Below are 20,480 nucleotides of genomic sequence, written 5' to 3' on the forward strand. Positions count from 1 at the left end.
AAAGGCACTCAGGCAAAGCAGGCACAGGCCACCCCGGCAATACAGCGGATACTGATGACCGCGGCGGGTAATGGCTCGGTTCGACTTTCGTCGCGCTTCCTGACGCTATTCGCCGCGTGGAATGACTATAGGCTTGGTATTGTCGGCAATTTGCGCATTGAGCTGCGCGCCAGGGCTAACCCCGGCTGGCACCGGCCAGCGCATCGACTGCCCCGGCAGTACGTAGCCCATAAAGCCCGCATTCATGGTTTTCACGCCCTGCTGCTGATTGCCAGGCTGTGACCAGAACACATTGCTCAGCCGTGCGTGTACGATGCCGGTATTACGGACCTGCAAAAAGGTTTTACCGCCGTCATTGACCGTATGCCATTGCAAAACAGGGCGCGTCGCCGTGGAGGCATCGCGTTTGATATCGCTACGTTCGTTGGTCCACAAACCGCTGCCATCCATAAACAGCGGCAGCAGATAGCGCATCTGCAATTGCAGCCCAACCACCGCCTTGCTTTGCCCCCCGGCTGCGCCGTTGATCGGCGACGGGATTTCATCAACGATAATGCGGTAGGCCTGCTCGGTATTGGCCGGTACCGGCGTGTTGCGGATCAGCCTGATTAATTGCCGTTGCCCTGGCGGTACGGTGGCGAACGGTGGGCTGGCAACCACATTATTTTGATCGGCATAGCGCTCGTTAAAATTTTCCTGTTTCCACGCCAGCACCCGTACCTGTAACGAAACGGGTTCTGCCCCGCGATTTTCCAGCCATAAGGCGGAGCCGTTCTGATCGGATTCAATGATTTGATACACCGGCCAGACCAGCACCGAGCTGGCGGCCTGAGCGGTGATTGAAGTACACAGGGTATAACTCAGTAATGCGGCTAGGGTAAGGCGTTTAAGCAAGATCGACATGGCTCATATCCTGATGATTCAATAAGTTAATGTTACGGTGACCGTATCGGTATAGTTACCTGCCGAAGGCAGTGTGGTCACGGCGTATAAACGGGCATAAACCGGGTAGGTTTGGGTGGTACTGGGAAAGCTGGGGATAGACATGACCAAGGAGCCATTGCCCCAGACCTGGCTGCGGTTGGCATCCATAAACAGCTGATAACCCAGCGTGTCGCTATTGGCGGTGTTCTGCATGAAACGCCGGGTGGCATTGCCGCCGTGAATACCGTAATCCATAGCAATAGTGACCGTGGCTCCCGGAGTACAGGTCACCACCACCGAGCCGGCACCGGCGCTGCTCACGGTATCGACGTTGCTGGCAATGGTCGTCATGGTGCCGAAGTTGATAGTACCGAGGTTGGACGTTGGGCTGGAAAGCGAACTGCCAAAAGCGCAGCCGTTAGTCAGGGTCGCCGTCACGGTAAAGGTCTTGGTGATTGGCGTGGCGGCACGTACCGCTGCACACATGATCAGCGGCAACAGGATTAAGGAGACGTAGCGCATCCTCGCCTCCTACTACCAGGACACGGTGACATTCACCGTATCCAGATAAACACCAGCAGCCGGTGTGGTTTGCGCCGGGACACGGCCATACACGGTATGCCATTGATCGGCACCGTTGCCCGTATCACTCAACCCGGTAGTGTTATCCCAAATCGTACCACCGGGTTGATTGGTATAAAGGTTGTAAAGTACGCTGATCGCACTATTGGTGGTATTCACCATTTTGCGATTGGTCACGACACCGCTACTGCCTCCATCCAGCAAGATTTTATAACTCAACCCGCTGACGCATTTGACGCGAATGGAGCCCGCCAACTGGGCGCTAGCCTTGTTGATCAAGCTGCTCAGAGAGGCATAATTACCGAAATTCATCGTGCCAAAGCTGGTGTTGCCAGACGTTGTCGTTCCCGCTTCACAGGCGGGCAGTAACGTAGCGGCAATGCCGATCGTCGCTGCCTGACTTAAGGGAATGCTGAGCAACATCGACAGCGACAGGATCGCTGGCAATAACAGCAGTACCTTGATCCCCATGCTCTTTCCTTCCCGAATAGAAAACCAGCCGGGGGCAGATTGACCCCCGACGGAATAACAGCCTTACCAGGAAAGCGTAGCGACTACGGTATCGTTGTAGGTCCCTGCGGTCGGGGTGGTGCTGGCTTGGTCGCCAGGTAATACGCGGCCATAAATCGGGATGTTTTGTGCGGTAGTGCCCGTCGTCAAGGCAATCGGCGTATTAATGGCGATTTCCGTGGTACGCGCGGTATCGGAATAGAGGCGATAAGGAATGGTGGTGCCACCGGAGCTCATGGCACGCAGCGCTCCCGTTGCCGCCAGACCGCCATTGAGCGATAGCGTCGGGCTCAGGCCTGTGCTACAGGTGATGGTGACAGCACTGGAGCCATTGGCACCAAACACCGTACCGTTGATGACGCTGGTCAGATCGGAGTAACTACCAAAGTTCAAGGTACCCCATTGGTTGGTGCCGCCGGTCGTGCCGCCGTTACCCACGGTACAGCCGCTACCAATCGTCAGTTGAATGCCTACTTGCCCTGTCAAAAGCCCCGCAGCCTGCACACCTGGGGCCAACGTCAAGGTTGCAGCAGCCAGCAAAGCCAGTAATACACTTTTTTTTTCGCCCATGATAACTCCCAATAACAACTTACACCGATGTGTATTCATGCAACCAGGTTGCGTATGGAAATTCTCTGGTGGATCCACTCACTGCCAAAAACTGCCAAGAACGACGTTCGAGCCGGGTTCTGTTTTTTTGCAAGGGAACCCTGGCGGCAACAACCTGTGACTCAGGCTATCGTGGTTAAATATAGATTAATAAATTTAGCTTAAGCGCAATTTCATGACTTTCAATAAAATAAGGATAAAAAACCGTTTTTGAAATTTTTAGCAAATATTACTCCAGCAAACGAGGCCAAGTATCACCTTAAAAATGGTTAAAAAACGCGATAGTGAAAAATGCTAATATTTACACCGGCAATTAATTGATCGACAACGGCTGAATTTCGCTCCATTGGCGCAATGAATAAGGGCTCATGGTAGTTTTTTTGTGACTTTTTCGTCCCATTGTCTATGCTTATTGGGTGACAATAACTGGTCACACCTCATACCACTAGTTTCAGCAAGGAGTTCCAATGGGCAAAACCGTCGTGAAAATAGGCAGCTTCGAGGTTGATGACGCGCATTTAACGCCAGCAGCCGAACACGCCGAAGGGAAAGTCACCCTGGCAATTCCCTGCAAATCGGACCCCGATCTGTGCATGCAGTTGGACGGTTGGGACGAGCACACCAGTATCCCGGCCATGCTGAATGGCCAGCACTCGCTGCTGTTCAAACAACATTATGATCGGCATGCCGATGCCTGGGTGATGCGGCTGGAGTAAATAATGCTTGGTGAAAGGACGCGCCGTGTTCCCACTGGGCACAGCGCGTGACTTTATGCGATGGCGATCCCGCGCCCGGCGAAGAAACGGCCGAAATCTGCCAGTGAAATCGTCACCTGCTGACGGCTGGCGCAGCTATCGCCGGAGGGATTATGAAAGGTGACACAGTGCCGATCTGCCGCAAACACCAACACCAGATGCCCGCCCCGCGTTGGTGGTTGAGCCGTCGATTGCCGGATACTCGGATGCACCGAAGCGATAAAATAACGGTGTTGCTTTAGCAGCAGCGGCAGTTGGTGTTCATCGATATCAACATGTACTGCTGCCGTTAGCGCAAACTGCTCGCGAACAAACACGACAAAGGGCGCATAAATCAGCCCCTTGATCCGCTCACCGTCACGAACATAAGCCCCATACGGCAAGCTACGGCGTGCCAGTTCCAGCAGCGGCGGTGCCGTGCCGTGCCGGTGGGTCAACACCATCTTCAGGCAGGCCATGCCGCATACGTGGTTGGCCCACTCGACATATTCCGCCCGGCTGCCTGCACCGCTCAGTGCCCAGTTAGCATCGTCCGCCAACGAGATACGCCCGGCCAACAGATCGGCGGCCAGCTCTGGCGTCGCCCATTGGCACACATAGGGAACTTCAGACGGCAACTGCACTTAAAACTTTTCGATGACCTTGAAGTGCATTAGCACCAGCGTCATATCCGGTGAGAACAATTCGTACTCTTCAAAGAAGCGTTTGTGCTCTTTGCGCCAGTAATCCAACGTACGATCACCTTCGCCTTCCGCCAGGGCATGAGCCGCATCCACCTGCTCATAGGTGCTAATATCTACCGCCGTCAGTTCAATGGCACACACCGGCTCATTCTTGCCGTCAACCACCACAAAGACATCGCCGGGCTGCGGGATACCTTCGCCATCCAGATTGGAGCAAGTTGCGGTCTTGACGCCATCCAGCACCAGCTTCACCAACTCATCCGCCTGCTGTTCGGTGTCACCAAACGCCCAACGCTCTAGATTTTCATACTTTTCAGGAATGGCCATTACTTTACCTTTATTGATTGATTCACGGACGCTCAAACAATATTACACCGTATTCCCCAACCTCTGCACCCATCGAGTTGCCGCACAGGCTGCTAACCGCTGATTTTTACCTGACTTTACGGTTAAAGATCTGTGCGTAACCCGGTGCAGCATTCATACTGTGGATCAAGATGTACTCATTGGCAGTCAGACTGCCAAGGCAGTAATATGAACAAGGCGGAGCAAGATCCCGATGACACCTTCAGTGATTTACTGAAAATCATCACATTTATGGCCATCTCCCTGCTCGCTGTGGGTATTTGGTATCTCTGTGTCTAACGGAAAGTAAGGAACCCCAATTGCCAACCAAGCGTATGCGTACCAAACACTGGAAAATGTTTGTGATCCTGGTGCTGATCTGTCTGGCCCTGCTGTTGCTGCGCTGGGCGGCTATCGTCTTCAGTTAATTCTGCGCTTTGTCAGCCACCTCTCGCGCTCGGGCGGCTGGCGTTTTGGCCGTCGGCTCCAGCAGTTCGCGTAAATAGGCAATCCGCGCCTCACCCTGCGGCAGCCACCAACGGCACCAGCGATTTTTCACTTCTGCATGTCGGCTAAGTTGATAATAAGCCGCTAATTGTTCGACCAGTTTCATCTTTTCGCCCCCTCTGTGATTTGACCAGACCAGTATTCAATATAAAAACCAGAAGAAACACTGATGGGATAATCTTTATACTTCCGGTTTTATTTTCTCTGTGGTCTGACGGGTGGCGTCACCGGTTGGCAACTGCTACATTGAGCAAAAATCAACCAGCCGAGGTGAGCGATGAAGTTCTCGGAACAGGAGATCAAACCAGTATGGGATGAGGTTGCCCGCTTGATTGGCGACTGCGTGATGCACTTGCGCCATCGCGGTGAGGAGTTGTCGGTGGAGAGCCTGTCCAGGCAGTTGGCACAGCGTCAGGCAGAAAGCCACGATATTGAACAGCGCATCCTGATCGCTGCCGCGATCAACATGCTGAAAGATGGCAAGTGAATCGCCAACCGAAATGGTTGGCGATCCGGCGAGAGCCCAAGGTATGCAAGCCCGGCCTCTCTTGATGGTATATTCTCACGCCAGCCGCAGGGGAGTAATCAGAATAGTCCAGAATGTCACAACAATAGGCGGCTATGCCCCCCTACAGCAGCGTAGTGGGTACGATATCCGCCCATAGGGCCTGCGCATCATTCCCCTGCGCCACCAATCGCAGCGGCCCCTCTCCAGGCAGCCACCAGCAGCCTTGTCGAGCAGCCAGCAAACTGCCGTCTGGCAACTGCCATTCCCCGCGCAGCACATACAACACGCCAGCATGTTGCAACGACAGGCCAATGGTTTCGACAATGCGTTGCACCTGCGCCTGGTAGTGGCCCCGGCGCGTCATGATGTTGAAATCCTGGCTGCTGCCACCTAATAAGCTGGCCTCAAGTGCCACATCCCCAGAAAAGGCAAACGGCTCGCCGATATGCTGCAAACGGTGATCGACCTGGCCGGCGCTGTACAAATGCACACCATCGCCTTCCAACAAGGTGATTGAACGGTCAATGCCGTTAAAAGCCGAGAATGGCCCATCCTGAGCGATGGTGGCAATGCTGGCACGCCAGCCGAAATCGGCACTCCCCACCGGTTGGCAGGTAATTTCACGCGTTTCACCGCCGCCGTTACGCCAAGGACTGACCGGCAGTGCGGCAAAGTCGAAGCGAGTCAGTTTCATTACGCCTCCTGTTGGAACGTTTTCAGTACCTGTAGGAACTCGACGCTGCTTTGTTGCTGCAACGCATGGCGCCCTTGCTCAATCACCTGCCGACCGGCAACAAACACGTCACGGATCTGTTCTTTGCCCCCGGCAAACAGCCAGCGGTTGAGGATAGAAGCATCCGGCGCAGACGCCAGATAAGGGTCGTCGCCATCCAGCACCAGCCAGTCCGCACGGTAGCCGACTGCCAGCTTGCCAATTGCCGTACCGCAGGCCTGAGCGCCTCCTCGTAGCGCCTGTTGATACAACACATCAGCCACTGCGGGTTGTTCTGGCGTAGTCAGGCGGTTGCGGCGTTGGTCGCGCAGCCGCTGCCCGTATTCAAACCAGCGTAACTCTTCCACCACGTTTAAGGAAACGTGGCTGTCCGAACCGATGCCCCAGCTGCCCTGATGATGCAGGTAACTGTCGCCAGGGAAAATACCGTCACCCAGATTGGCCTCGGTGGTTGGGCACAATCCGGCCACCGCTTTGCTGCGGGCCAACTGCTCGAGTTCTTCACGATCCAGATGCGTGGCATGTACCAGACACCAGCGGCTATCAACCGGTAAATGCTCATACAGCCAAGCTACCGGGCGTTGACCGCTCCAGGCGAGGCAGTCGTTGACCTCTTTTTGCTGCTCGGCGATATGAATATGCACCGGCAAGGTCTGGTCAGACGCCGCCAGGATCTGCTGCATCTGCCCCAATTCCACTGCCCGCAGCGAATGGAAGCACAGCCCCTGATTCTGCAATGGCTGGTCAGCCAGTTGGCGAGCGATCACCTGTTGCTGTTCGAGGTAGCTATCTACATTCTGAATAAAGCGCTTTTGCCCCGGTTGCGCAGGCTGGGCACCGAACCCGGCATAGCTGTATAGCACGGGCAATAGCGTCATGCCAATACCCGCCTGATGCGCCGCTTCGCTGAGACGCCCGGTCATTTCACCGCGGTCGGCATAGGGTTTTCCTTCCGGCGTGTGATGTAGATAATGGAACTCGGCAACCTGGGTATAGCCGCCCTTGAGCATTTCGATATACAGTTGGCGGGCAATAACCTCAACCTGCTCCGGGGTTAAGCGCTGGACCAAGCGATACATCAGATCGCGCCAGGTCCAGAAGCTGTCTTGTGGATCGCCCGCCACCTCTGCCAGCCCGGCCATCGCGCGCTGGAAAGCATGAGAGTGCAGATTCGGCATGCCCGGCACCACATCACCGTGCAGGCGCAGGCAACCGTCAGGGTCGGCATGGGGGGTCACTTGGGCCAATTGGCCGTGCGCATCAACGTCGAGCCGCACGTTGTGAGCCCAACCGGTCGGAAGCAGTGCGCGAGAGGCAAAATAAGCAGGCATAGCAGTATTCCAAAGTAGGTGTAACGGCTAAGAACGCACGACAATCACGCCGCGCAGGTAAAAAATTTGTAAACCAGTTTCAATCATCTGGTGAACGGACGCTTACTTGTATATACATATACGTATCTCCAACATCAACAGTAAACTGGTGTTATTATTTTTTTATTTGACGAGGTTAACGTCGTGGTAGATCAACAGACCGTGTTGCAGTTGGCTGCAGCAATGAGCGAAACCCCCGCCCCGATCTATCAACGGGTCAAACAGGCCATCGTAAGCCAAATCCGTGCAGGCCATTGGCAACCACATCAGCGCGTTCCCTCAGAAAGTGAACTGGTCAGCGAACTGGGCGTCAGCCGCATGACCATCAACCGGGCCTTGCGTGAGTTGACCAGCGAAGGCTTTTTGATCCGCATGCAGGGCGTTGGCACCTTTGTCGCCGAGGCCAAGGCGCATACCGCGTTGCTGGAAGTACACAATATTGCCGATGAGATCGCCGCCCGTGGCCACCGCCACAGCAGCAAGATCCTGCAGCTTGACGCCAGACCGGCCAGCGCCGAAGAAGCTACTGCGCTGGGGATCCTGCCGGGCCAGCAGCTGTTCTACTCACAGATTGTGCATTACGAGAATGACGTGCCGGTGCAGGTAGAAGATCGCTGCGTCAACCCGCTGGCGGCTCCCGATTATATGAAGCAGGATTTCGATCGGGTTACGCCTTATATTTACCTGACCCAGTCGGCTCCGCTGACTGCAGGTGAACATATTGTCGAAGCCGTAGTGCCTACCAAGCATGAGCTTGAACTGCTGCAATTGGAAGACCACGAGCCGGGCCTGCTGATCCATCGCCGCACCTGGTCGGGTAAAATGGTGGTGACCTCTGCACGTTTGCTCTATCCAGGCAGCCGCTATCAGCTGTTTGGCCGCTTTACCAATCAGGTTTAACCCTGGTGACAGCCCCCTCACCCTAGCCCTCTCCCCACGGAGAGGGGACCGAATGTGCCACCCATTGAATCCCGAATTTGACCTTAGCACGGGCGCAGCATGCAGCGCCCCTACGCAGATACCTGACCCGTGCACTGTAGCAGCTCCCTCGCCCTGTGGGAGAGGGTTGGGGTGAGGGGAAATTCACCGCAGCTAAATGCTACCTTTTTCGCGTTTCATCACATCTTGATAACAAATTTTTATCCCCTCTCTTGTCCCAGCCCGATGAATGCGCTAGGTTGTTTTTAATTGTATATACAACCATGTGGGAGCGGAAACACCATGACGTCTGAGATCCACTGCGACAGCCTGTGGCGCGGGGCCGATATCGTCACCATGCGTGACGGCAGATATCACATCATCAGCAACGGCGCGATCGCTATGCACGCAGGCAAGATTATCTGGCTGGGTGAACAGGCATCGATGCCTGCCATAACGGCGACAAGGAATGTGCAGCTTGACGGTGGCATCATCACCCCCGGTCTGGTGGATTGCCATACGCATCTGGTGTTTGGCGGCGACCGCAGTGGTGAGTTTGAACAACGTCTGAACGGGGTAAGCTACGCAGAGATTGCCGCTCAGGGCGGAGGCATTATCTCCACGGTCAAAGCCACGCGCGACGCAGAAGAACTCGATTTACTGGGACAGGCGTTGCCCCGCCTGCTACCGCTGCTGGCCGAAGGCGTCACTTGCATAGAAATCAAATCCGGTTACGGATTAACGCTGGACAGCGAGCTGAAAATGTTGCGCGTGGCACGTGAGTTAGGCGCAACATTACCGCTCGAGGTGAAAACCACCTGCCTGGCCGCTCATGCCCTGCCACCGGAATACGCCGGGCGCAGCGACGACTATATCGACCTGGTGTGCAACACCATCATCCCTGAAGCCGCTGCGGCAGGATTGGCCGATGCAGTGGATGCGTTTTGCGAACATCTGGCATTCTCACCTGAGCAGGTCGAGAGGGTCTTTGCCGCCGCAGAAAAGGCTGGATTGCCCGTTAAACTGCACGCAGAGCAACTTTCGGCACTTGGTGGCAGCACTTTGGCGGCACGGCATCATGCCCTTTCCGCCGATCACCTGGAATATGCCACCGAACAAGATGCAATGGCGATGGCTGCGGCCGGAACCGTGGCGGTACTGTTACCGGGTGCCTACTACATGTTACGCGAAACGCAGTGCCCACCGGTTGAACTGTTTCGCAAACACGGCGTCAAGATGGCCATTGCCAGCGATGCCAACCCTGGCACCTCCCCCGTATTATCGCTGCGTCTGATGATTAATATGGCCTGCACCCTGTTCCGCCTGACGCCGGAAGAAGCACTGGCAGGCGTCACGTTGCATGCCGCCAAGGCATTGGGCCTGCAGGAAACTCATGGTTCTCTGGAGGTGGGCAAAATGGCCGATTTCGTTTACTGGCAGCAGTTGGAACATCCGGCAGAGCTGGCTTACTGGCTGGGCGGACAACTGCCCTGCAAGGTGATTTTCCGAGGAGAACTCCGTTAATGTCAATCCGCGATCCTTTCGATTTCCACAACGGTCATTTGCCGCTGTTGATCAGTATCCCCCATGCCGGTACCCGGTTGACGCCTGCGGTTGAGCAAGGGCTAACCGATGAGGCCCGTCCCCTGCAGGATACCGATTGGCATATCCCACGGCTGTACGATTTTGCCCGTGCCATGGGGGCCAGTATTCTGGTGGGTAACTATTCGCGCCTGGTGATCGACCTGAACCGCCCGGCCGATGACAAACCGCTCTACACCACGGCCACCACCGGCCTGTTCCCGGATGTCCTGTTCGATGGCCGCCCCAGTTTTCGGCCGGACGCCGCCCCTTCGGATCAGGAGCGGGCCGGGTATCTGCAAAATATCTGGCAGCCCTACCATCAGCAATTACAAAACGAGCTGACGCGGCTGAAAGCCCAGCACGGTTATGCCCTACTGTTTGACGCCCACTCGATCGCCTCCGTGATACCACGCCTGTTCGACGGTAAGCTGCCCGATCTTAACCTGGGCACCAACGGGGGCGAAAGCTGCCCAGCTTCACTGAGCGATAGGCTGGTCAACTGCTGTCAGCAACAACAGCAGTTCAGCCATGTACTCAATGGGCGTTTCAAAGGGGGCTATATTACCCGCGCCTATGGGCAACCGCAGGAACAACAGCATGCGGTGCAGTTGGAGTTGGCCCAGGTGAATTATATGTCCGAGCAGACATTCGAATTTGATGCCGAGCGGGCTGCGCCGTTACAACGCCTATTGCAGCAGATGATCGAAAGTATGCTGGCCTGGGGCGAGCAGCAGCGCTAGCCCGTTCCTCCACTCCGGTGCAGTTGTTGCACCGGAGTGGACCTGACTTTTGCGATATCCCCCTCATGTCTTGCTTATCCTTCCATGACGATTTGAGCTCTGCATCGCAATTTTGATGGAAAGGTTTGTCACTGGTCTGAACAGCGCACAAAACAGCGGCCCGTGACGTTTACCATGCGCCACAATCGAACCACTTTCAGCCCATGTTCCCCCGTGCCTTACGACACAAACCAGGGCTTGAAAATCCACCCTTGCCATACCCGCCAACCACTTCTGCACCGTGGCTGTGGTAGACATTCGTGTATACCAGGCCACGTGATAAGTGGCGTTCGTTATCCCAGGAGGAAACTATGTCTGAAACCCCGCTAAACTGGCGCGCCGCACAGGCAGCCGCCACTCAACTGCTGGCAGGCTGGCACACTGAAGGCCAACCCGGTGGGGCTATCACCCTGTTTGACACGGATATTACCCAGGCGGTGGTCTGCGCTGGGCTGGCCGATCTGGCACGCAACGATCCCTTCACCGCCGATAGCGTGGTGCGCTATGCCTCAATCACCAAACATATCTTTGCCGCACTGGCGCTCAATGCCACCGACAACAGCCTGCGGCTGGGCGAATGCCTGGGCAATTTACTACCCGAACTACACGGACAGCTGGCGGAGGTGACGGTTGGCCAGGCTTTAGACATGACCAGTGGGCTGCCCGATATTCGGCAAACGCTGGGATTGCTTGGCGTCTCGGTCAGCACAGTGAGTGAAGCCCAACCGGTGATGGCCTTTATCCAGAGCCTCACCCAGCTCAACTACCCGGCGGGCCAGGAGATCGCTTACACCAACACCGGATACCGGCTGGTAGAGGCGGCGTTAAAGGCAAAAGGATATGCTTTTGACACGCTGATACAGCAGCATCTGGCCCGCCCGCTTGCCGTGCAGTTACAGGCCCCCGAAAGCTGGTTTGATGTGGTGCCAGGGTTGGTGCCAGGTTATTGGCATGCGGCCAACGGTTGGCAGCAAACCAGTGCCGGTTTACACCTCTCCGCCTCCGGCAGCCTGACAGGGAGTGCCAACGCCCTCACCCGCTGGTTGCAGTGCCTGTTGGCCAATACTGGTCCTGGCAAAGGGGTTTTGACGCAGCTAAGCTCCCCGCGTCGGCTCAGTGAGGGCCAAATAAGCCGTTACGGACTGGGATTGGCGCAGACGCCTCTAGGCACTCAGACATTGTTGGGCCACGGCGGCTCTCATGCGGGCTATAAGACCTATTTCCTCCTGGCACCCGATCGGCAAGCTGGTGCCCTGCTGGTCGCCAACCGTGAGGACTGCGACAGCTTTGCCATCATTTTACAGGTCATGGCGGCACTGCTCAGTGAGCCTCTGCCCCAGCGCAGTACGGCGATCCCGGACGGGCTCTATGCCACCCGGGCGGAACCTTACTGGTTGGAAGTGACAGGGGGCAACGTGGCTTATCTGGGCAGCAACGAACCGCTGTACCAAAGTGAAGACGGCTACGCCGTATCCCTTTCGGCCCATCAGCCAATGCGCCTTAAGTGGACAGGTGAAGCCGTAGAAGGTGAAGTGGGACACGTTGCACGTCGCTTTTTGCCGGTAGCTAGAGAAACGGTTTGTCTGAAGCAGGTTCAGGGCCACTGGTATCATCCACAGTACCGCACCTCATTCGAAATTTGCGGTAATCAGATCCACATCGGGGTTGGTCCGGCGGTGCAAACCGGCACGCTGAGTTCACTGGGGGACGGGCGGATGTTGGTTGAGAGCAACGATGGCCCCAACCAGAATCGATTTTGCCTGTATTTCCGCGGTTACCAGGTTGATCTGATCGCCAGCCGCAGCCGGGTGCTCACGTTCAAACGCAACATCCGCGCTCATTGCTAACTGTTATCGTTGTGGGGCGCCGTATGCTGCGCCCGCTTTGCTGCTTAATACATCACTCACATCAATTATTCAATACTCGCTCATCGCTATAAGGCCAGAAATTATTCACGTGAAAAACTATTCGTAATACTCGAACAAACTTCGTAAATTTCTCTTGCAGCAAAATACGCCATCCAATAATTTGAATGGGCCACAAAAATGAGTAAATCTACTGATTTTCGTTGCACCTCAAATACCATCTTATGTCATCGTCAAGTGATGATAGCCAATTTTCCGCCGTCCTGTGCGGGCACTATTTTGCTACTTTTCACGATCAATACGACGCTTATCAGTGCTTTTTGTTGCGATTTCGTTACTAATAATTTACATTTAGGCCTTGCAAACCTCGACCGCTCAACCTGGCAAACTAGCTACCGCTGGGCGTTTAGGAGCTATACCCATGCATATGACGCTGATGGAGTACATCCAGCTGCACTTTGATGGCGATATTTATCGTTATGCGCAATTTGAAGGTGTCAGCCGTGAGCAAATCCTCAAGTGGATCGACAATGAGTACTACGTTATCAAGGGTAAACTGGTTATGCCTGTTAAACATTTACCGGCGGAAAGCTACCTGAAATGATGATAAAAAAACCCCGCCAGTGCGGGGTTTCCTGTTTCTGATACCACGGAAAATCAGAAGTTATAACCGGCAACCAGGTAGTAACCCCAGCCAGTAGACTTGATTGGCCCCTGCGGCGTACCGATATCCACCCCATCATTCCATTGACCACCGTTATGGAAATAACGTGCGACGAAGGAGTAATGCCAGTGAGTGTAGTTCAGCGCCAAAATGTGGCTGGAGGCGATGGAGTTGCTGGTACGCGCCTGACGGCCATTCACCACAAAGTCGTCGCTGCCCAGATCGGAGTCAAAGTCAAAGTTGGTGAAGCCGATGTAGCTCACATTGCCGCCCCACATTTCGGTCAATGGCACAAAGTATTTCACCTTGAAGCGATAGCCGTCCCAGCTGTTCTCGTTGGAGGCACCATAGTTCTGCCACTGGTATTTGGCATAAATGTTCATCGACAGACTCATCGGCAGGCCGGTTTCGATATCGGTACCTAGACCCATATACCAGGTGCTTTGACGGGAGGCATCGTTACGCCCCATGTCGTAAATATAGTTGTTGGCAAAATACCACTCTTTGAACGGCCCGAAGCCCAGGTTGGTGCCGGTCAGTTTGTCGATGGAGAAGCGCGGTTCGATCTCCATAAACAGCGGTGAGCCTTTGTCCCAGATACCACGGTCCGGGGTGTTACCAACGCCGAAGAACTTCGGCACGTCTACGTAACCATAGAAATCAAACCAGTCTTTCTTGGCAAAGGCCTCGTATTCCAGATACAGATCATTATTCAGCTGCGGCCCGAAGCGGGTGTGGTAGCTGCCTACTACGTTGACACTCTGATGCCACCAGTCTGAAACAAACTGGCTGTCTTTGCTTTCTGCCGCCATGGAAACGGGGCTGAAAGACGCGGAGAGAAGCACACCTGCTGCGAGAACTATTTTCTTCATTTTATTACCACATGCTGAGTGGGCCATTCCCTGCCCGTTAGAATGATGATGAGTCTGGCGATGCCTGCTGTAAACGAATGGTTACCTATTGCGGGTTGCCGTGCGCATTATAGAAAGCTCTCACTGTAATAATCTGTGATCCAGTTGGGCATTTTACCATTGAGTAATCGATTGCGTTCTCATTTTTTAAAACAAATTGCACGGCAAAACATTTTTGATGTGATTTTCATCATGTCAAGGGATGTCAAACCACGACCTTTGGTGTCTTTTTGTGCGACACAAAATTTTAACCAACGGTAACAAAGCGCGTAAAAAAACCGACAAAATGTCGGCTAAGGCTGATGATGGGCGCTGCATGCTGCGCCAATGCTAAGGTCAGATGTGGGAGTAATGCGTGGCACATTCAGTCCCCTCTCCCTTTGGGAGAGGGGCGCGGTCAGGTGGTTTTGTCAGCGGGCTCCAGGTACCGCCTTGGCGATATTCTCTTGCCGGAACACCACTTCATCACCAGTGGCTATCTCCCATTGGCTGACCGGGATATCGGTTTTCGGTGAAGCCACAACCACTGAGCCGTGGATCAGCTTGTCGTCGCGGCGCAGGATCATCACATCCAACTGGTACTCGTGCGGCAGGTTAGCGGTAGTCAGGCGAACGATATCGCCGGTGCTGAAACTGTGGCCATTCAACGCTGGCTGCTGAATAAATTGAATATCTTTTTTCATTTTCCCGTTCCTTCTGGCGGAATACTTACCTTGAGATTAGCTCGAAATTCAGTTTTCTGCCGCCTGCACCGGTAAAATTTGGCTCAGCTTGCGCGGGTGGCCCGCCAGCAAATCAGCGATCCTAGCGTCACCATCATCACCCCTTGCCAGAAGTTGAGAGTCAGTGCGGTGCTGAGCACCACGGCGGCAAAGATCGATGACAACACCGGGGTAAAGTAAGAGACGGTCGCCAGCAGAGTCATATTGCCATGCAGGATCCCGACGTTCCAGGCGGCATAACCCGCTCCCATCGCCGTTCCCACGCATAGCAACGCCACCACAACCGGCAGGCTAAAATGCATGCCGCTTTCATTGCTGAAGGGATAGATTAGCCACAGCGCCAGAGCGGTCAGGCTGATAAACAGCACCACCGCGTTTTTGCCCTGGGCGATCCTCTTGGTCACGTTGCAATAAACGGCCCAAATCACCGCGCCGCTAAACGCCAGCGTATAACTCAACGGATTGCTGCGCACGTTGGCCAACATTTGCGCCGGGGCCCAGCCACCGCTGCCACTCATGATCCAGCCAATGCCGAACAGGGAGAGCAGCAAGCCAGGCAGCACCCACCATTTGGCCTTCTGGCCGTTAAACAGAATAGCCATCAGCACGGTAAAACAGGGCCACAGATAGTTGATCATCCCCAGCTCAATGGCCTGCATGCGGTTACTGGCATAGCCAAGCGACAGTGAAAGGCAGATCTCATACAGCACAAACAGCAGGCTACCGAGGATCAGATAAGAACGGCGGAACTCACGCAGCTTGGGGACACCCATCACCCCCAGCAGAAACAGCGTGCCCACACTGTAGATCATCGCCGCTCCGCCTACCGGCCCAAGGCCTTCGCTAACGCTACGGATCAGACCAACCACGCTGCTCCATAACACAATGGCCAGCAGGCCGAGCAAGGTAGCTTTATGAGAAACGGACAACGGTGACATCGGCGTGAGATCCAATCGGTTATTTTTATACGATTTTTTACTCTACTGCCCAGCGCAGGAAAAAGAAAGGGCGCATCGCTGCGCCCTTGCCTATACCGATCACTGTTGAGGTTGGCGCTCCAACTGCGGCGGAGGCTGGCGGAAACGACGGGTGAGATAAGCCAGATAACCAAATCCAAGCGCCGCCCACAGCAACCCCATGGTCAGGGAACTTTTCTCCAGATTCAGCCACAAGATCCCAACTGTCAACGCCCCGACCATCGGCAAAATCAGGTAGTGGAAGCGATCTTTCCAGCTCTTGTTACGTCCTTGGCGAATATAGAAATGACTGATCACCGAAAGATTAACGAAGGTAAAGGCTACCAGCGCGCCAAAGTTGATCAGCGCAGTCGCCGTCACCAGATCGAAAGACAATGCCGATAACGCCACCAAACCGACCAACAGTACGTTAAGCGCTGGCGTACGCCACTTGGGATGCACATAGCCAAAGAATTTTTCCGGGAACACATTGTCGCGCCCCATCACATACAGCAGTCTGGAAACACTGGCATGGGAAGCCAGACCCGACGCGAGGGTGTTGATAAAAGTGATACACAGGAAGATCGACTGGAACAATTTGCCTCCGACGTACAGGGCAATTTCTGGCAAGACCGCATCCGGCTGTTTGAAACGCTCCAACGTCGGGAAGAACAGTTGAATAAAGAACGACACGCTGATGAAGATCACTCCACCATAGAGCGCGGTAAGGAAAATAGCACGCGGTATCACACGGGCGGCATCCGGCGTTTCTTCGCACAGCGTAGTGACGGCGTCAAAACCCAGAAACGAAAAGCACAGAATGGTGGCGCCGGTAATAATCGGTAAGAGATGAGCGTTTTCACTGATAAAGGGTTGCAGGCTCCACACGTGGCCAATGCCTTCGCCATTGTGCAGTCCACGTACCACCAGGAAGATAAACACCACGATAATTGCTATCTGTGCCACTACAAACAGGGTATTGAAGTTCGCCACCAGGCTGACGCTTTTCAGATTGATAGCGGTGATCAGGATCACAAACCCTACCACCCAAATCCAGGGTGGAACCTCAGGGAACAGCGCCGTGAGATAAATTTTCGCCAATAGCGTATTGATCATCGGCAAAAACAGATAATCCAGCAACGATGACCAGCCAACCAGGAAACCCACGTGCGGGTTGATGGCCTTTTGCGCATAGGTGTAAGCCGACCCCGACGTCGGGAACTGGCGCACCAGCTTGCCGTAGCTGATGGCGGTAAACAACACCCCTGCCAACGCCAACAGGTAAGACGCCGGAACGTGACCGTCCGTCACGCCAGAAACGATACCGAAGGTGTCAAACACCGTCATGGGTGTCAGATAGGCCAGGCCCATCATCACCACTTGCCACAGTTTCAATGTCTTGCGCAGTTGCGGTTTGCCCGCGCCATTATCGTCGATGGCACTTATCGTCATGGGTTATTCCTCACCGGCGTCCTGTACGCCAAGTTGGAAGAAGTCATCACCGTCGCGCACGGCTTCGCCAGGCCACAGGGAACCCGCGGGAATGCGCCGGCGCGCGGTAGGATCGGTCTGAGGTCGTCAGGCGTTTTTCAGCATCCACTCGATTTCGGTTTCGGTGATCAGCTTTTCAAACTGCTGCAACTCATCGGTTTTACAGGCCAGGTAGACATGGCTGAAGCGTTCGCCCAGCAGCGCATTCAGCACTGGCTGGTGTTCGAACTCATACAGCGCATCGCTCTGGCGAATTGGGAACGGCAGCCCCTCCTGCTCCAACCCGTTGCCGGTCACGGGTTCCAGCAGCGGTAATTGAGTATCGAGGCCATAGACAATCCCGGCCAGAATGGTCGCCATCACCAGATAAGGGTTGGCATCGGCCCCCGCTACGCGATACTCCACGCGGTGGCTGTCGCGATCGCCACAGGGAATACGCAGCGCTACGGTGCGGTTGTTATGGCCCCAGGAGGCTTGGGTAGGTACATACATTCCCGCCTGGAAACGGCGGTAAGCATTGACGTTGGGTGCCAACAGGGCCATAGAGGAAGGCATCAACGCGATCATGCCAGCCAGCACCTGCTTCAACAGCGCGGAGTCTTCCCCATCCGCATCGGCAAACACGTTGTTGCCTTGCTTATCCAGCATACTGATGTGCACATGCATGCCGCTGCCCGCATGTTCCTCATAAGGCTTGGCCATAAAGGTGGCATGCATATGGTGCTTTTCAGCTACCATGCGTATCAGCCGTTTTAACGCCAGAGCATGATCGCAGGCCTGCAACACATCGTTGGTGTGATGCAGGTTAACTTCAAACTGGCCCGGGGACGCTTCCGCTACCGCACCGTCGGCCGGGATCCCTTGCAGGTTGGCCAGTTCGTCAATCTCGCTCAACACATCAGCAAAGTGATTGAGGTTATCCACCGAATAAACCTGGCTCTGGGTGTTGCGTTCCTGGGTGCCGGGAGCGCAAGGCGGTTGCAGATAACCTTCCGCATCGCGCTGGCGATCGATGAGATAGAACTCCAACTCTACCGCTACTACGGGGAATAACCCGCGCTGACGCAAACGCTGCCACACTCGGTTCAGCACATTGCGCGGTTCAACGTCAAAGGGAGTACCATCTTCATCCAGCATGGTGAGCAGTACCTGGCCCAGATATTGCGGATCGGCCGCCGATGGCGTCAGGGTGCCGGCTACCGGCACGCAGATATGATCAGGCTCACCCAGTTCCTGCCCCAACCCCGCCTCTTCCACCACGTTGCCAAGAATATCCATCGCGAACACTGAGGCCGGGAAGTAACAGCCTTTCTCCAGTTTACCCAACCCGCTCACCGGGATGCGCTTGCCGCGGAAGCTGCCGTTGAGATCGGTCAGCAGCACGTCGATATGCTGGGTTAACGGATAACGTTCCAGATACTTCTTCACTTCGCGCTGGAACGTGCTACTTCGCCTTTCTTCATTATGTTGCACAAAGTTTTCAACTTCTACGATGTTGGTTTGCATGATTCACCCGCCGTTGTGTTTGGTCTGTGGTTCTCACACTTACTGGCTTCGATGTTTATTGACCATCTTGCTCAATATAATGCCCACCAATGAAACATAGTTGCAACAAAAATGTTTTGCAAGTGTTAATTTTGGTTTGAATAATGGCCATCCCGCTGCTAGATTTAGTGAATATTGAACAAAAAAGGCGATTCAGCGGCTTATCGGTCATAATTTCGAACAACCTGAGGGGATAGCATGGGCAATATATTTAACAGACCACTCGTCGGCGTCGTGATGTGCAGGTATAGGTTAAACCAGCACCTCACCCAGACCTTGCAAGAAAAGTACCTGAATGCGGTGTTAACCGCCGGAGGATTACCCATCGCCCTGCCACACGCGCTGGCAGAGTCGGAATTACTGGCAGAACTGCTGCCCCACCTCGACGGCATCTTGCTGCCGGGTAGCCCCAGTAATGTGCAGCCGCACCTTTATGGTGAAAACGGCGATGAGCCTGACGCCGATCCTGGGCGCGATGAATTGAGCCTGGCGCTGATCGGCCAGGCACTGAGCAGGCGCATCCCCCTTTTCGCCATTTGCCGCGGTATGCAGGAGCTGGTGGTGGCAACCCAAGGCACGCTGCACCGCCGTTTATATGAACAACCCGAGCTGCTTGAGCACCGGGAAGATCACGAACTGCCGCTGGAACAACAATATGCCCCTGCCCACGAAGTCACCGTGCAGGACGGAGGATTGCTGACGCAGTTGCTGCCGGATTGCAACCGATTCTGGGTGAACTCGCTGCACGGCCAGGGCGCTAAAACCCTCGGCCCCAGCGTACGGGTTGAAGCCTATGCCGCCGACGGCCTGGTGGAAGCCCTCAGCATTCGCGATCAGCCTTTTGCTTTAGGAGTGCAGTGGCATCCTGAGTGGAACAGCGATGAATATGCCCTGTCCCGCCTGTTGTTCGAAGGCTTTATCAACGCCTGCCAGCACTATCAAAAGGAAAAACGCCTATGAGCGACGTCAGCTTGGCACCGGGAAAACGCTTGTCGCAGATCCGCCAGCAGTTGGGGTTATCACAGCGCCGGGTCGCCGAACTGTCTGGCTTGACGCACAGCGCCATCAGCACCATTGAACAGGACAAGGTCAGCCCGGCCATCAGCACGCTGCAAAAACTGCTGACGGTGTATGGGCTGTCGCTATCGGCTTTCTTTACCGAGCCGGAACAGCCGCATGAACCGCAGATCGTCATCAACCACGACGATCTGATCGAAATCGGCAGCCAGGGGGTTTCGATGAAGCTGATCCACAACGGCAACCCCGAGCGCACCCTGGCAATGATGATCGAAACCTACGATCCGGGCACCACCACCGGTGAACGGCTCAAACATCAGGGGGAAGAGATCGGCACCCTGCTGGAAGGTGAAGTGATGTTGCAGGTCAACGGGCAAAGCTATCACTTACAGGCAGGCCAGAGCTACGCCATCAACACCGCAATTCCCCACAGTTTCAGTAACACCTCGGCGCGCATTTGCCGAATTATCAGCGCACATACGCCGACGACATTCTGATTAAC

24 protein-coding genes are annotated in these 20,480 nt (G+C 54.9%); 10 read left to right on the forward strand and 14 right to left on the reverse strand.

The window, feature by feature from the left end; all coding sequences use genetic code 11:
* Positions 1 to 105: 105 nt before the first annotated feature.
* The 4 genes from U869_RS0123345 to U869_RS0123360 form a co-directional block, all read right to left on the reverse strand.
* Positions 106 to 903 carry a molecular chaperone gene (locus U869_RS0123345; RefSeq protein WP_025121196.1) on the reverse strand — a complete coding sequence of 266 codons (798 nt, stop codon included), beginning with the start codon at positions 901 to 903 and terminating at the stop codon, positions 106 to 108.
* Positions 904 to 921: 18 nt separating this feature from the next.
* Entirely contained in the window at positions 922 to 1,446 is a 525-nt protein-coding gene (locus tag U869_RS0123350) for a spore coat U domain-containing protein (protein ID WP_025121195.1), read from the reverse strand.
* A 12-nt stretch (positions 1,447 to 1,458) separates the two neighbouring features.
* On the reverse strand, positions 1,459 to 1,977 hold the full coding sequence (locus U869_RS0123355) for a spore coat U domain-containing protein (protein WP_037408605.1): 519 nt from the start codon (positions 1,975 to 1,977) through the stop codon (positions 1,459 to 1,461).
* A gap of 63 nt (positions 1,978 to 2,040) precedes the next feature.
* Positions 2,041 to 2,586, reverse strand: a complete 546-nt coding sequence (locus U869_RS0123360) for a spore coat U domain-containing protein (protein ID WP_025121193.1) — start codon at positions 2,584 to 2,586, stop codon at positions 2,041 to 2,043.
* Between the two features lie 506 nt (positions 2,587 to 3,092).
* On the opposite strand from U869_RS0123360, the gene U869_RS0123365 reads away from it, so the two are divergent.
* A complete protein-coding gene (locus U869_RS0123365; protein ID WP_025121192.1) occupies positions 3,093 to 3,341 on the forward strand; it encodes a DUF1480 family protein in 249 nt (82 codons plus the stop codon).
* Between the two features lie 53 nt (positions 3,342 to 3,394).
* On the opposite strand, the gene U869_RS0123370 is transcribed toward U869_RS0123365, so the two are convergent.
* Together U869_RS0123370 and U869_RS0123375 are read right to left on the reverse strand one after the other, a co-directional pair.
* Entirely contained in the window at positions 3,395 to 3,997 is a 603-nt protein-coding gene (locus tag U869_RS0123370) for a hypothetical protein (RefSeq protein ID WP_025121191.1), read from the reverse strand.
* A 6-nt stretch (positions 3,998 to 4,003) separates the two neighbouring features.
* Positions 4,004 to 4,390 carry an ASCH domain-containing protein gene (locus tag U869_RS0123375; RefSeq protein WP_025121190.1) on the reverse strand — a complete coding sequence of 129 codons (387 nt, stop codon included), beginning with the start codon at positions 4,388 to 4,390 and terminating at the stop codon, positions 4,004 to 4,006.
* A 338-nt stretch (positions 4,391 to 4,728) separates the two neighbouring features.
* On the opposite strand from U869_RS0123375, the gene yniD reads away from it, so the two are divergent.
* A complete protein-coding gene (yniD, locus tag U869_RS32625) occupies positions 4,729 to 4,836 on the forward strand; it encodes a small membrane protein YniD (protein ID WP_232785391.1) in 108 nt (35 codons plus the stop codon).
* Here yniD and U869_RS0123390 read toward each other — a convergent pair.
* Complete coding sequence (locus U869_RS0123390) at positions 4,833 to 5,021, reverse strand: hypothetical protein (protein ID WP_025121189.1); 189 nt, start codon at positions 5,019 to 5,021, stop codon at positions 4,833 to 4,835. The genes yniD and U869_RS0123390 overlap by 4 nt on opposite strands.
* A gap of 171 nt (positions 5,022 to 5,192) precedes the next feature.
* Here U869_RS0123390 and U869_RS0123395 point away from each other — a divergent pair, with 171 nt between their 5' ends.
* On the forward strand, positions 5,193 to 5,402 hold the full coding sequence (locus tag U869_RS0123395; protein WP_025121188.1) for a DUF2767 family protein: 210 nt from the start codon (positions 5,193 to 5,195) through the stop codon (positions 5,400 to 5,402).
* Between the two features lie 142 nt (positions 5,403 to 5,544).
* Here the strand turns inward: U869_RS0123395 and U869_RS0123400 are convergent, their stop codons facing one another.
* Complete coding sequence (locus U869_RS0123400; protein WP_025121187.1) at positions 5,545 to 6,117, reverse strand: HutD family protein; 573 nt, start codon at positions 6,115 to 6,117, stop codon at positions 5,545 to 5,547.
* Positions 6,117 to 7,487 carry a formimidoylglutamate deiminase gene (locus U869_RS0123405; RefSeq protein WP_025121186.1) on the reverse strand — a complete coding sequence of 457 codons (1,371 nt, stop codon included), beginning with the start codon at positions 7,485 to 7,487 and terminating at the stop codon, positions 6,117 to 6,119. The genes U869_RS0123400 and U869_RS0123405 overlap by 1 nt, the downstream gene beginning before the upstream one ends.
* Before the next feature lie 183 nt (positions 7,488 to 7,670).
* On the opposite strand from U869_RS0123405, the gene hutC reads away from it, so the two are divergent.
* The 5 genes from hutC to U869_RS0123430 all read left to right on the forward strand — a co-directional run bounded on the left by hutC (position 7,671) and on the right by U869_RS0123430 (position 13,276).
* A complete protein-coding gene (gene hutC, locus U869_RS0123410; protein ID WP_025121185.1) occupies positions 7,671 to 8,426 on the forward strand; it encodes a histidine utilization repressor in 756 nt (251 codons plus the stop codon).
* 321 nt (positions 8,427 to 8,747) lie between these two features.
* Entirely contained in the window at positions 8,748 to 9,968 is a 1,221-nt protein-coding gene (hutI, locus tag U869_RS0123415; RefSeq protein WP_025121184.1) for an imidazolonepropionase, read from the forward strand.
* On the forward strand, positions 9,968 to 10,768 hold the full coding sequence (gene hutG / locus U869_RS0123420; protein ID WP_025121183.1) for an N-formylglutamate deformylase: 801 nt from the start codon (positions 9,968 to 9,970) through the stop codon (positions 10,766 to 10,768). The genes hutI and hutG overlap by 1 nt, the downstream gene beginning before the upstream one ends.
* A gap of 350 nt (positions 10,769 to 11,118) precedes the next feature.
* Positions 11,119 to 12,654: a serine hydrolase gene (locus U869_RS0123425; RefSeq protein WP_025121182.1), complete on the forward strand. Its 1,536-nt coding sequence runs from the start codon at positions 11,119 to 11,121 to the stop codon at positions 12,652 to 12,654.
* A gap of 439 nt (positions 12,655 to 13,093) precedes the next feature.
* Positions 13,094 to 13,276 carry a hypothetical protein gene (locus tag U869_RS0123430; RefSeq protein WP_025121181.1) on the forward strand — a complete coding sequence of 61 codons (183 nt, stop codon included), beginning with the start codon at positions 13,094 to 13,096 and terminating at the stop codon, positions 13,274 to 13,276.
* A 53-nt stretch (positions 13,277 to 13,329) separates the two neighbouring features.
* Here U869_RS0123430 and U869_RS0123435 read toward each other — a convergent pair whose 3' ends face one another.
* From U869_RS0123435 to U869_RS0123455, 5 genes are all read right to left on the reverse strand, one after another.
* Positions 13,330 to 14,208 carry a nucleoside-specific channel-forming protein Tsx gene (locus U869_RS0123435; RefSeq protein ID WP_025121180.1) on the reverse strand — a complete coding sequence of 293 codons (879 nt, stop codon included), beginning with the start codon at positions 14,206 to 14,208 and terminating at the stop codon, positions 13,330 to 13,332.
* A gap of 449 nt (positions 14,209 to 14,657) precedes the next feature.
* Positions 14,658 to 14,930 (reverse strand): hypothetical protein, encoded by a 273-nt coding sequence (locus U869_RS0123440; RefSeq protein WP_025121179.1) that lies wholly within the window; start codon positions 14,928 to 14,930, stop codon positions 14,658 to 14,660.
* Between the two features lie 83 nt (positions 14,931 to 15,013).
* Entirely contained in the window at positions 15,014 to 15,907 is an 894-nt protein-coding gene (yddG, locus tag U869_RS0123445; protein ID WP_025121178.1) for an aromatic amino acid DMT transporter YddG, read from the reverse strand.
* 99 nt (positions 15,908 to 16,006) lie between these two features.
* Positions 16,007 to 17,377: an APC family permease gene (locus U869_RS0123450; protein ID WP_025121177.1), complete on the reverse strand. Its 1,371-nt coding sequence runs from the start codon at positions 17,375 to 17,377 to the stop codon at positions 16,007 to 16,009.
* 126 nt (positions 17,378 to 17,503) lie between these two features.
* Positions 17,504 to 18,922: a glutamine synthetase family protein gene (locus U869_RS0123455; RefSeq protein WP_025121176.1), complete on the reverse strand. Its 1,419-nt coding sequence runs from the start codon at positions 18,920 to 18,922 to the stop codon at positions 17,504 to 17,506.
* 237 nt (positions 18,923 to 19,159) lie between these two features.
* Between U869_RS0123455 and puuD the strand changes: the two genes are divergently transcribed.
* Together puuD and puuR are read left to right on the forward strand one after the other, a co-directional pair.
* Positions 19,160 to 19,921, forward strand: coding sequence for a gamma-glutamyl-gamma-aminobutyrate hydrolase (gene puuD, locus U869_RS0123460; RefSeq protein ID WP_025121175.1), 762 nt, complete (start codon positions 19,160 to 19,162; stop codon positions 19,919 to 19,921).
* The gene (puuR, locus tag U869_RS0123465) at positions 19,918 to 20,475 is read left to right on the forward strand and encodes an HTH-type transcriptional regulator PuuR (protein ID WP_025121174.1); all 558 of its coding nucleotides are present in this window, start codon (positions 19,918 to 19,920) and stop codon (positions 20,473 to 20,475) included. Before puuD ends, puuR begins: the two co-directional genes overlap by 4 nt.
* The last annotated feature ends 5 nt before the right edge of the window (positions 20,476 to 20,480 follow it).

The organism is Serratia sp. H1w (assembly GCF_000633355.1).
Classification (GTDB): domain Bacteria; phylum Pseudomonadota; class Gammaproteobacteria; order Enterobacterales; family Enterobacteriaceae; genus Chania.